The sequence below is a fragment of the Candidatus Cloacimonadota bacterium genome (assembly GCA_019429305.1).
In the GTDB taxonomy this organism is placed as follows: Bacteria; Cloacimonadota; Cloacimonadia; order Cloacimonadales; family JAJBBL01; genus JAHYIR01.
The window spans coordinates 200,747-213,534 of record JAHYIR010000001.1; the positions used below are offsets into that span (position 1 = coordinate 200,747).

The 12,788-nt window shown below is 35.4% G+C and carries 12 protein-coding genes; 7 read left to right on the plus strand and 5 right to left on the minus strand.

The genetic code is table 11. The features are described 5' to 3' along the window. Positions 1–49 precede the first annotated feature (49 nt). The 6 genes from K0B81_00890 (at position 50) to K0B81_00915 (ending at position 5,241) form a co-directional block, all read left to right on the plus strand. Positions 50–1,351, plus strand: coding sequence for a thiosulfate sulfurtransferase (locus tag K0B81_00890; protein ID MBW6515155.1), 1,302 nt, complete (start codon positions 50–52; stop codon positions 1,349–1,351). Next, positions 1,326–2,363: an L-histidine N(alpha)-methyltransferase gene (egtD, locus tag K0B81_00895; protein MBW6515156.1), complete on the plus strand. Its 1,038-nt coding sequence runs from the start codon at positions 1,326–1,328 to the stop codon at positions 2,361–2,363. The genes K0B81_00890 and egtD overlap by 26 nt, the downstream gene beginning before the upstream one ends. 8 nt (positions 2,364–2,371) lie before the next feature. Then, complete coding sequence (locus K0B81_00900; GenBank protein MBW6515157.1) at positions 2,372–3,586, plus strand: SufS family cysteine desulfurase; 1,215 nt, start codon at positions 2,372–2,374, stop codon at positions 3,584–3,586. A gap of 10 nt (positions 3,587–3,596) precedes the next feature. Continuing rightward, the gene (locus tag K0B81_00905; GenBank protein ID MBW6515158.1) at positions 3,597–4,007 is read left to right on the plus strand and encodes a SufE family protein; all 411 of its coding nucleotides are present in this window, start codon (positions 3,597–3,599) and stop codon (positions 4,005–4,007) included. A 423-nt stretch (positions 4,008–4,430) separates the two neighbouring features. Then, positions 4,431–4,934: a hypothetical protein gene (locus K0B81_00910; GenBank protein ID MBW6515159.1), complete on the plus strand. Its 504-nt coding sequence runs from the start codon at positions 4,431–4,433 to the stop codon at positions 4,932–4,934. 121 nt (positions 4,935–5,055) lie between these two features. After that, positions 5,056–5,241 carry a zinc ribbon domain-containing protein gene (locus tag K0B81_00915; protein ID MBW6515160.1) on the plus strand — a complete coding sequence of 62 codons (186 nt, stop codon included), beginning with the start codon at positions 5,056–5,058 and terminating at the stop codon, positions 5,239–5,241. Positions 5,242–5,351: 110 nt separating this feature from the next. Here K0B81_00915 and K0B81_00920 read toward each other — a convergent pair whose 3' ends face one another. From K0B81_00920 to K0B81_00940, 5 genes are all read right to left on the minus strand, one after another. Beyond that, positions 5,352–5,666, minus strand: coding sequence for a nucleotidyltransferase domain-containing protein (locus tag K0B81_00920; GenBank protein MBW6515161.1), 315 nt, complete (start codon positions 5,664–5,666; stop codon positions 5,352–5,354). Between the two features lie 15 nt (positions 5,667–5,681). Further along, positions 5,682–6,128, minus strand: a complete 447-nt coding sequence (locus tag K0B81_00925; GenBank protein ID MBW6515162.1) for a nucleotidyltransferase domain-containing protein — start codon at positions 6,126–6,128, stop codon at positions 5,682–5,684. A 123-nt stretch (positions 6,129–6,251) separates the two neighbouring features. Beyond that, the gene (locus K0B81_00930) at positions 6,252–6,953 is read right to left on the minus strand and encodes a hypothetical protein (GenBank protein MBW6515163.1); all 702 of its coding nucleotides are present in this window, start codon (positions 6,951–6,953) and stop codon (positions 6,252–6,254) included. A gap of 179 nt (positions 6,954–7,132) precedes the next feature. Then, entirely contained in the window at positions 7,133–7,381 is a 249-nt protein-coding gene (locus tag K0B81_00935) for a DUF2628 domain-containing protein (GenBank protein ID MBW6515164.1), read from the minus strand. Positions 7,382–7,425: 44 nt separating this feature from the next. After that, positions 7,426–7,743, minus strand: coding sequence for a hypothetical protein (locus K0B81_00940; GenBank protein ID MBW6515165.1), 318 nt, complete (start codon positions 7,741–7,743; stop codon positions 7,426–7,428). A 732-nt stretch (positions 7,744–8,475) separates the two neighbouring features. Here K0B81_00940 and K0B81_00945 point away from each other — a divergent pair. Next, positions 8,476–12,690, plus strand: a complete 4,215-nt coding sequence (locus K0B81_00945) for a tetratricopeptide repeat protein (GenBank protein MBW6515166.1) — start codon at positions 8,476–8,478, stop codon at positions 12,688–12,690. The last annotated feature ends 98 nt before the right edge of the window (positions 12,691–12,788 follow it).

Here is a 12,788-nt window from a genome sequence, read left to right on the forward strand (position 1 = left end):
TGTTATCAGCTATAGATAATTATTTTTTTGAGGATAATTACAATCGGATATGAGTGAAGTTAGGGAAAAATATCATCTGATCGAAACAGAAGAATTACAGGGAAAACTGGAAGATGAGAACCTGATAATTTTAGATGTACGTTCAATCGATGCCTATAATGGCTGGAAATTACAGAGGGAGATAAGGGGCGGACATATTAAAAGAGCTAAAAGTCTTCCGGTTAAATGGACAAAATATATTGATTGGATAGAAGTAGTTCGGCATAAACATATTCATCCTGAGAATGAGATTGTAATCTACGGCTATACTCAAGATGACATGCTAAAGGTTGCAGAAATGTTTAGGGCAACCGGATATAAAAAAATATCGTTGTACTATGATTTTATTTCTGAATGGGTGCCCAAAGAAAAGTATCCGATGGAAAAACTGAAACGTTATCGTCATTTAGTTCCAGCTGAATGGGTTAAAAGTTTAACAATGGGAGAACCAACATCAGAATATGATAATAATCAATTTGTGATCGTACATGCTCATTACCGTAATCGAAACGCTTATTTAAGTGGTCATATACGTGGTGCTATTGATATGGATACTTTAGCACTGGAGGCACCTGAAACATGGAACCGTCGTACTCCTGAAGAACTGAGAAAAGCTCTGGAATTACATGGAATAACTGCCGATACTACAGTTATTTTATATGGTAAGTATATGTCACCTGACAATAACGATGAATTTCCCGGCAGTGCAGCCGGAGATATTGGTGCTATGCGTTGTGCACTCATTATGTTATACTCTGGAGTTAAGGACGTTAGAATACTTAATGGGGGTTTTCAGTCTTGGATTGATGCCGGTTTTGAAATTTCAACAATAGATGAGCCCAAAAAACCTGTTATAAGTTTCGGTATCAATATTCCTGCTATACCCGAGTTAATAGTTGATACTGCTGAGGCAAAGGAAATGCTCGCTTCTCCAAAATCTGAACTGGTCTGTGTCAGAAGTTATCCGGAATACATTGGTGATGTGAGTGGTTATAACTATATAGAAGCCAAAGGTCGTATTCCCGGCGCAATTTTTGCAAATTGTGGAAGTGATGCCTATCACATGGAGAATTATCGGAATGTTGATCATACTGCTCGAGAGTATCATGAGATAGAAGCTATTTGGAGCAAGTTGGGTATAACTTCCGATAAACGATTAGCTTTCTATTGCGGAACCGGTTGGAGAGGAAGTGAAGCGTTTATCAACGCTTGGCTCCTGGGTTGGCAAAATATAGCAGTATATGACGGTGGTTGGTTTGAATGGAGTAAAGATAAAACAAATCCTTATGAAACAGGCATACCAAAAGAATAAAAAAATATTTATGCATCCCTCTACCAGTTCAGAAAACTTTCAAACTTTCGAAATAACTAACCTTTTACCGGAAGTCGGGAATGATGAATTTATTAAAACTATCTTAGATGGGCTTCTCTCTCCCAGGAAATATATTTCCAGTATATTTTTCTATGATGAACTGGGATCGAAATTATTCAAAGAGATAACAAATTTACCCGAATATTATATCCCAAAGCTGGAAATGCAGTTAATAAAAGAAACAGCGAGTAATTTACAAAAGTCATTGAAAGGTGTAGATATAATTGAGTTTGGTTGTGGTGATTGTTCAAAAATCTCAATCATATTGGATGCTATTTCAAAAGAAGATCTCGCTTCTATTCGCTATATTCCGATAGATATCAGCAGAAATTCTGTAGTTGAAACGGCTAATATTCTTTCTCAACGTTATGCTAATCTCAGAATTCATGGCATTCTGGCTGATTTTATCCAACAATTGGATTTGATAACGTATAGGGAAAGAAAGATATTTTGTTTCTTTGGTAGCACAATAGGAAATCTTTACCCAGATCAGAGAGTTGAATTTTGTTCTAAGATTAGTAATATAATGCAAAATGATGATATTCTATTGCTGGGTGTTGACATGGTTAAAGATAGAAAAATACTCAACAATGCGTACAACGATAGTCTTAAGATCACTGAGCGTTTTAACAAAAATATCCTCAACGTAATCAATAACCTTGTGGGGACTACTTTCAATCCAAATTATTTTGAACATGTTGCCTTCTTCAATGAAAAAGATTCTCGCATAGAAATGCATCTAAAAGCTACTGAGAATATCGAAACTTATTCCCCTTATTCAAACAAAGTAATTCGGATCAAGAGAGGAGAAACAATACATACGGAAAATTCCTATAAATTTACCTACGATCATATTAAACATCTGAGTGAGTATGCTAATCTTACTATCGATCAAATATTCACTGATAAAGATAGTTGGTTTTCTCTGGTTAAGTTTGGCAAAAGTAGTTAAATAATATGATTGATGTTGATAAGATTCGGGATGATTTCCCCATATTAAATAGTAAAGTTTATGGGAAACCTCTCGTATATCTTGATAATGCAGCTACAACCCAAAAACCTCGCTGTGTAATAGAAAAAGTAAGAGACTTTTATTATCATTCAAATAGCAATATTCATCGAGGAGTTTATTATTTAAGTGAAATTGCTACTGAAGGGTATGAAGAAGCTCGTGTTAAAGTACAAAAATTTATCAATGCTAACACAGCAAACGAGATAGTATTTACCAGTGGGACAACCGGAGCCATTAACCTTTTAGCTGATTCATTTGGAAGAGCTTTCATTACTAAAGGTGATGAGATAATAATTACAGAGATGGAACATCATTCCAATATTGAACCCTGGAGAGTTCTATGCAAACGAAATGAAGCTTCTCTCAAAGTAATCCCCTTCGAAGATTCAGGTAAGCTAATGATTGAAAAAATCCCGGCTATGATTAATGAGAGAACAAAATTAATCGCTGTATGTCATGTATCTAATGTGCTGGGTGTTATAAATCCGGTAAAGAGAATAACTCAAATTGCTCACCGAGAAGGAATCCCCGTGCTAATAGATGGTGCTCAGTCAGCACCTCACATATCAGTAGATGTACAGGATGTTGACTGTGATTTTTTTACTTTCTCAGGGCATAAAATGTATGCAGAAACCGGTATTGGTGTCCTCTACGGTAAAGAAAAGTATTTGGAAAAGATGCCTCCCTATCAAACAGGTGGTGGAATGATTCAGAGCATGGATAATTTTAAGACTACTTATGAGGATTTACCCTTGAAATTTGAAGCTGGTACACCAAATTATGTTGGCGCAATAAGTCTTGCCAATGCGATTGATTATATGCAGAGTATTGGAATTGCTAATATCTTTAATCACGAGCTTGACGTTATTAATTACGCTTTAGAAAAACTTAAAAGAGAAGAACACTTAATCATTTATGGTAAAATATCCCCTCACTGTGGATCTGTTTCATTCAATATTGCAGGTATTCATCCTCAAGATGTAACCTCAATATTAGACAAGTTTGGTATTGCCGTACGTTCAGGTTATCTTTGTGCTCAACCAACAATTGATCATTTTAAGATTAAAAGTTTAATTCGTTTGAGTGTTGGCATTTATAATACTCGAAAAGAAATTGATCTCTTCATAGAGGGAGTTAATAAAGCAAAAAGTCTATTATTATAAGCAACTGTTTATGAAAATCAAAGAAAACCAAGATATCATGATCAAAGAATTCACCTCTCTCAATGGCTGGTTAGAGAAATACGAATATCTTATAGATATGGGAAAGAAACTTCCTGAGATGGATAAAAAACATAAAACTCAAGAAAATCTAGTCAGTGGTTGCCAATCTCAACTCTGGATTACTGCTGAATTAGTAAATGACAAGCTTGTTATTTTTGCTGACAGTGATGCAATGATAACAAAAGGCATTATTGCAATGGTACTAAGTTTTATAAATAATCATACCCCGAAAGAGATTTATGACTCACATTTTTCTTTTCTTGATGAAATGGGTTTAACAACCAATCTCTCCCCTTCCCGTGTCAACGGATTAAAATCCATAATTAAACGAATCAATGAACTCTGCTTATCCTATATGTAGCTATTACTTGTAAGTCACAGGAGGGAAATAGAACTATAATTGCTATCGAAGTAGTTTGATTAAATGTCCTGTCTTTATAGCTTAATTTTTCATAATACAGCAAAATCGACTGGGAACATCATTTCGTTTGTCCATAATAGTTAGGATAGTAATTCCTGTTATTGAAGCAAGAAAAAACAAGAACAGTGAAAGATGAAGAAACTAAACGTTAAAAATGCCTATTAACTTAACAAACTACATGTTTTGCCTGATTTGATTTGGTTGCTGGGCAATAAGTAGTGAGCTCGCATTTTGATAATCAAGGTAATATTCTATGTTTATGATAAGAAAAAACAATGCAAAGAATCTAGAGAAAGCTAGACTGTAATAAGAGAAATATTTTGAATCTCTATTAGCAAAAAATCTTATTGTAGGTACTTTATCATGAGAAAAAAGGTTGTGGTTAATGATTCAATGCAGAAGGGATACGAATACTTTCTGACAGAACCAGTTGGCAAAAACTTTCATAGTGAAATCGTTCCTGAATTGACTCCGGCTCAAATGCTGGAGCTTGGTGTCTTTGGTGGCAAGTATATGACAGATTGTCGGAATGAATTTCCAGAGGAGTGGTTTAAGAATGCCAAGTTATGTCATGAAAGACATGATCCGGATTTAAACTTTTTTAAGATCAATGCCTCGCAGCCATTGAGTTATTGGAGAAAGATGGGTTGGATTTACTGGGAAGATCCACGAGGATGGTTTCAATGGTACTGTAGGTACTACCTGGGCAGGAGATGTCCTGATGACATTAGGCAAATCAAGCGGTGGAAAGGGATGAGAAGACATGTTGCTCAAATCATGAGGCATTGTAAGTCAGGTGATTGGTCATGCAGACAGAAGCAAAGGCAGGCACTCTTGCATTGGGCATATGATAGCCGCAAGATTTAACACCATACTTACAAATCGATAGTCATATCTACGGATAGATGATGTCCCATATTAGGATCAAAGAAAGATGATAATGTGTTCAGACGACAAATATATATTGATAGCTCATTGGAGGTGAAGAATGGAACTGTTTTTAATGTTATTACCGACTATTGTCTTTAGTCTGGTATTAGGTGGAATCCTTCTTGCGATTGTGACAATATTCCGGAGACAGAATCAAAAGAGGTGTTATTATTGTGGCGAGTTGGTGCAAAAGGTTGCAAAAGTTTGTAAGTATTGCGGTAAAGATATTGGAGAAAAAGTATGAAGAAAACAAGCAATAATCAATTCGATTATTAGCAAGATATCTTCTTAAAATACGCTGTGTATCCTTAGTCTCTGAAGCATCAATTCTGATACATTATTCATCTTTACCGATCATATATTATTGCCCAGTTCAAAGATTATCTCCCTGAATAGTTTATTTAAGGGTTCTGGGTCTGGTGATTTTTTATCCGGTAGTAATCGTAACCTTTCCTTATAGTACTCCAACTTCTCGATCAGATATTCATGTAGAAGAGTATTTTGCTTGATTAAATCCTGTTCATTACCGGCAGTCTTTATTTCGATCAGTCTGGAAATCTCATCGAAGATCTTTCTATCTTTTACCTGACTCTGCAGAAGGGTTTTAAACTCAACCGGAACAGGCATATTCTTTTCCTCAAGCCATGAACAGGCAAGCAGGGGTCGAATTACATAAAAGAACTTCTATAGTTTCATATTACCATTACTCAGGTATTGTGCAAAACTGTTGGCTGCTATATTATAGTAATGGTTCATACAAGTCCTTCGATCAAAATAGAACGGTATTAGTTCTCTTATTCTATCAACTACTGAACTATGCTGACGATATACTATCGGACTTCTCAGCCATTCTAAAAAGGGAGTATTGGATTTGACCAATAGCTGGAAAGCTTTTCTTAATTCCCAACCGGTAATGTCTATATTATCCGGAGTGATCTCACCCATATTATCTTTTACTTTTTCTATTTGAAGATACCAATCCGGATGGTGGATATAGATGAATCTTACATCCCAGTCACTGTCCTGGGAAGCAAAACCCCAAGCTCTGCTGCCACTCTCGACAGCATAGAGAATTCTTATCTGCTTTTCATGCTCGAGCTTTTCAATCTTCCTTAGTATCATGTCTCGCAAGTCTTTTCTCCTATATCTTATCTGATAAACATTAATACTCTGTTCCTTTTTGTTACAGTTAAGTTGCTTCCCTCTATCCAAGGGTAAAATTATTATATTATCAAGTTTGTCTTTAGTACTTCACTAATCCAATCTTCTGCTGGCAGCTTGATGAATGGTCTTATCATCGGAAAAACTCTGGATTATTACCACAGTATTAGCTTTAGCCATATTCCACCAGGGCTCAAGATCAAAAGTTTTGGTGTATCGACCAGTTTGACCGGTAGTATTTAAGGGAAAATCATCAGCATCATACCTGAGAACATTAGCAAAATAACGCTCTCCCGGCATATCTTCTTCCAGATCATAAGTTACCACAAACTGAATTTTGTTGTCTGTTGTAGTTATAGATTGTATCATTTCCACGTCTGCTGTTATCATTAATTGACCATCAGCAGTAATCTCATAATCAAGAGCTATTTGTATAGGACTAGGATTGTTGGCTATCTGGTTGTATCTCTGAACATACTGTTCGTAAACATCGTCTCTAGCTCCTGCATAAGCAAGCGTACCACCCCAACGGGCATAGGGGATACCAGACAATTGGTATAAAACTCTCCTTTGTGAAGTGTTAGGGCTTGTATAATTACCTGATCCTACCCATATCAATGGGATCAAATTCCCAAAGTTTTCAGTATCCTCATACATCTGAAGCAGCGCCGACCGCGCTGGCAAACAGGGGCCGCAACCCGGCCAGGTGATGATCTCTCCAACGACCTGAAGCTGCATTGATAACAGCGAAGCAGTAAGAGAGATAATCCAGATAAGAATCAAATATCTCTTCATATTACCTCCCAACATATCAGTATTTTGAACATTAATAATAGTTGTCAAGAGGTTATATCTTGATCATAACTTTGATACTTTATTGTATATTCTTATAGAAAACTAGTCCTATACTAAATAGAATTTAATGTGAAACAGTTGAAAGGGACGAACCAGAATCATCTTAGTCGTTTCTCTATCTATGACTCCTCAATCTTGTTTGGTGAGTATTTTGAATGTGTTTTTAACTGTTTCTCAAAGTAATCTGAATTAGCACGTATACCACAATAGATCCATATTATTGGAAAGCCAAAACCAAAAGTAGCTATTGTAATCAAGATCATTATTATTCCCTTTAAGATTAAACCATGGGCTAGATACCATAATGGACCAAAAATAAATGCTAACCAATTCCAACCTTCCGACTTCAAATTATGTCTATTTACCATAATCTTTTTCCACAGTTAGAACATGTCTTTTCATCTTTTTCTAATTAATTTCCACAATGATAACAGAATGTGATAGATTCATCGATTTTATTAGCTTCAGTGCTGTTATCTGGTTGATATTCATCGCTATTTTCTTCTAGTACTTCTTCAGTTTCATTATCTAAATCTTCTTGAGTGAATTGTTTGGTCTGATCCCTGATATCAAGGAGAATTTTGATCATAGCATCTTGTCTTTTCACCATCTTTTTATAAAGCTTAACTGATACGAGGACGAATTGAATCACCTTGAAGATAAAGTAAATACAAAATATAATAGCAACTGCAATAGGTAAGATTAGTAAAATACCTACTATTTCATTCATAGTTCGATTCTCCTTTTTTCAGATCTAAATAACATCTTGTTAACAAGCTAGAATGTTTAAACAGCTTATCATATAGCTGATATCAGCAAATAAAAGTGGTTATAGTTGTTAATTCTATCTATTTGTTTCTTATTAATGAATAGATTGTTCTCAGCTTCAATTACGAAAATATTCATTTTACACTCTCAAAAATAGCTTTCTTTATATTATTACAATTTATAGCTAATATCCGAATACTGTCAAGAAGAAAACACAATATGCAAAGTGATCGTCTTGACCTTTGTTAAGTCCCTTGTTAAGTGTAAGGTGTCAATGATATGTTAATCAAACTAACAGTGTTAAGGTAAAAATTACTTAATCGCTCCAGTGAAACTGATCGCAGCATATTAATAAACTTTTCATCAGAATCTATGCATATACCTAATACCTAAGTCGATTCAATCTAATAGAGAGCTATGGAATGAGTAAAATACTTAGAAGTTGCTGGAATGATATACGATTTAGTGGTGATAAAAAAGTGTGTGATTTCTTTACCCCCAAAATATGGTTTGCAAATCAACTTTATGCTGGATATGAGATTAGATGATTAACTTTCCTATTAACCAAACAGATCAAGAGAAACTTATCTTGACAATAATAAAAGTTAGTAAGAAAAAATCATCAGTGTGATCTATAATAAAGGAAAATATTCTGGAGTTTTGAGGTGAAAGTTTGTTATATGTCGGAGGTTGAATGCGATCATTAGTTCCTGATTTTATATTACGTAAAGCAAGAGATAAGCATTATCGCGGTAGTATTAATGGCTGTGTTTTGAGAGTGACCCTGAGAGATTGTTGCGACATTTCACAGAATAAACAACCTCGATCATTATTTGAAGAAAGTGTCATACATGAAACAATACACTTAATATTAGATCCGATCTTAGAAGTTATTGATAAAAATGGTGGTTTTACTACCGGTATGGTTGGAGAATCCATTACAGGTATTTTTCCGGGTAAAAACGGGATTAGTGCCATTAATGCAGCTATCAGTATCAGGGATTTGTTACAGAAGATCAACATTCAGCATCCAGAATGTGAGGAAAAGGAAGTTCCAGCTTTTATTGGTTTAGCTTTTGGACAAGTCAGTTGGCAGATCCTACCAGCAAAAGAGCAATCATTATACTGGTTTAGTGGTCCTGCTATGAAAAAAGCAGTTGAATCACAGAACTTGTCAATTCCGAACCAGATTTTATTGGATCAGAGTATTCTTTCGGTTTTGGATGACAAGAAGATCAAAACAAAAAAGATCTATGACAAATTCAGTACCCTGATATCTTCAGACCTACCCAAAGTAGAGAATAAGATTTTGCGAAGCTGTTTGTCTGCCAAAGCATTTGTTCCTCGCTATATTTTGGATAAAGATAATATAAGAGAGTTTAGAAACGTAATCTGCTGTATAGTTAATCTCAAAAAACCATTAGAAAAGCAAATTCAAGCAATAAAAGATCTCAGTGCAAAATATGACGGCTATATCAATAACATAGAGTATTCAGATAAAGGTTGGACGGGTTTAATTGCTTTCGGGATATCAGAGACCAATGAGGATATTGCTAAACAAGAATTAGATTTTATTAATGAATTGATTACTATCTGCAAGAACAATTTGAGAGTTGGATTAACCTACGGCAAAGTATATGCTGGTATCATCGGCACAGAAAATGTTTCTAATTATTGCATACTCGGTATTCCTGTTAAAATAGCTTATCAATCTATGGTGCAGGCTAAGTGGGGCGAGATCAGGTGCGGTAAGAATTTTTTCAAAAAACTTAGAAACCGTGTAGCATTTGAACCTCTCGGTCCATTATTAACTGAAGGTTATTACAAATTCACAGATAACTTTCTACTGTTGCTCAGACATGACAGTTTGAGGGATACCCAATATCAAACCGATTTTATTGGCAGGACGAGGGAGTTAGATCAATTAGAGAAATCATGCAAACCTTTATGGCAAAATCGTTATGCAGGGATAACTTATATTTTTGGAGAAGCGGGGCAGGGTAAGACAAGAATTGTTCATGAGTTTAAAAAGAAAGTGGGAGAAAAAGCCGAGTGTTTTACTCTTAAAACATTTGCTGACCATCAGATTGCACTCAATCCATTTGCTAACTGGATCAGACAGATTTTTTCCAGTAATATTACCGGTAGTTTGTCAGCACGGCGGAAGGATTTCCGCGAACATTGGTCTAAATTCCGTCAGAAGATCATCGAGCTACCCTGTGCACCAGAAACTATTAAAGAGTTGGATAGGATTGAATCTATAATTGCCGGAATTATTGGCTTAGATTGGAAAGGGAGTATTTATACCAAATTAGATTCCAAGCAAAGATTGTCTGGCAAGATTTTTGCTCTGAAGTCATTATTAGAGATCTTCTGCCTATTTAAACCGGTCATCTTAGTTATGGAGGATCTACATTGGTTGGATCAAGAATCAATAGAGATCATAAAAGTTCTATCAGGTAAAGGGACAAAAACACCTTTCAAATTCATAATCACCTCCCGCAAGCTTGAAAATGGTGAGTATCCGCATCTACAAATCGATGATGAAACTGAAGCAGAGAAGATTTATCTTAAAGGTTTGGAATTGAATCAGGTTGGTTCGGTAATGAAGTCCATTCTGCAGAAAGATGTCTCCCACGATATTGTTGAACATGTATATTCGATATCTAATGGAAATCCTTTTATAGTAGAGGAGATCACCCGATATTTTCATGATGCAGACAAGTTGATCTTATTGGGTGACCGATATTACCAAAAAGATTCGCTATTAGATCTTCCGAAAAGGGTGAAATCTTTTATTCAAGGGCGAATAAATCGACTGGAACCACAATTAAAAAAGACAATTCAAATAGCCAGTATTCTGGGAAATGAATTTTCAGTCGAATTATTATGTAAAATTGTCGCTAGTGTAGCCAAACAGGGGAATGATCTGAATGAATCATTGATTAAAGAGTATGTAGAACTTGGAGAAAAGGAGTATATCTGGCATGTCTTGAGTGATAATAAGTATGCCTTCAACCACGCACTCTTACGTGATGTCATATACCAGATGCTGTTGAAAAAAGAGCAAAAGATACTAAACCTATTAGCTGCTAAGATTTTAAATGATATATATCCGGGAGATCAATCAATATCAGAGAAAATTGCTGAACATTATGAAAAAGCAAATGAGAGGGAGAAAGCAATTCTTTATTATACCAAAGCGGGTTACTATGAGAAAGAGCAGTATAATATCGAAACCAGCTTAGAGAATTATCATAAAGCTTTGCGATTATTGAAAAAAGTTCGTAAACTTGACGAAATCGATGAAAGCGAAATTCTCAATAGCATCGGTTCTGTTTTTTTTCTCAAGGACAATCACGACGATGCCTTGACTTATTATAAACGAGCATTAGATATTCGCAAAAAGAATCTCGGTTCACACCATCCGGAGACAGCCACAATACACAAAAATATCGGTAAAGCTTATCTTCAGAAAGGAGAATTAGAAAAGGCGTTCCAAAGTATTGAATTAGCTCACTCAATTCATAACGAGGTTTTGGGGGCTAAGCATCCAGAAACAACCGATAGTCTCTACAATCTAGGTGCTGTTTATAAAGAAAAGGGAGATTTTGACAAAGCCCTTAACTGCTTTAATGAAGCATTATCAATCAATGAAGAAATTCCCGGTGAGCATAGTATAAGAATCAGTGATAATCTTAATGCTATTGGGGTCATCTATATCAATAAGGGAGATTTTGATAAAGCCCTTGAATACTTCCAACTGGCAAAAAAGAATAACGAGCAAGTCTTGAGAAAAAGACATCCGAAAATAGCAATAAATTTGTATAATATGGGGATTGCTTATTATTACAAAGGGAATTATCAAGGTGCAATTGAGTATTTCGAAATGGCTTTATCTATCTGGAGAGACGTTCTGGGTGAACGAAATTCGAATACAGCTGATTGTATTATATGTATTGCCTCGATATTATCGAAAACTAGTCAGTATAAAAAATCTCTAAACTATCTCGAGCAGGCATTATCAATTATTAGAGAAACACTGGGTGAAGATCATCCGGACACAGCTTATGTTTTGGATAGAATTAGTGCTGTCCATATTCGTAACGGAGATTATAACAATGCTCTGATTTATAGTCAAAAAGCTCTCTCTATCGATAAAAAATACCATGGTGACCGACATATCAAAATAGCAGATGATCTAACGAATTTGGGGGTTATTTATGCTAATAAAGCTGAGTTTAAAAAGTCCCTTGATTGCCTTGAAGAGGCATTATCAATCAATAAAGAAATTTTTGGGGTGATGCATCAACGCGCCGCTTATTGTATCAGTCTTTTAGGTGAGGTTTATCAAGAACAGGGAGATATCGAAACAGCATTGAAATATCATACTAAGGCAATATCAATAAGGAAAAAAGTATTGGGGGATCGTCATCCGGATACAGCCGACAGTATAACGAATCTTGGTGTTACCCTCATCCACAAAGGGGATTATGACAGGGCTATGAGGTATCTTGAACAGTCAATGAGTATCTATCAGGAAGTTATCGGAGATAAAGGCATCAAAACAGCAGTCATTCTAAAAAGTATCGGCACTATTTATCTGCATAAAGGAGAGTTTGATAAGTCGTTACAATATTTAGAGCAGTCACTTTCTATCTTGAATGATATTACCGATGATAATCACCCTGAGAGGGCTAACTGTCTTTTCGAGGTTGGGAAAGTCTATTATCGGCAAAAAAAATATGATAGGGCATTAGAGTTTTTCACTCAAGCTTTGTCGATAAGAACCCATATTCTGGGAAAGAATCATCCTGATACAATTAAAGCCAAAACCAGTTTAGCTAAAACCTACGCAAAAAAAAGGATAAAGAAAAAGATTGGCAAGGTTTCCCGCAAAGGTGCATAAGTAGATTTAGATAAACCCGCTGATTTATGTTTTATTTAGGAGTGAATTTTTAATGCATCTGATCTTGATTTTTCCTGAGAACATCAGATGACATAAAG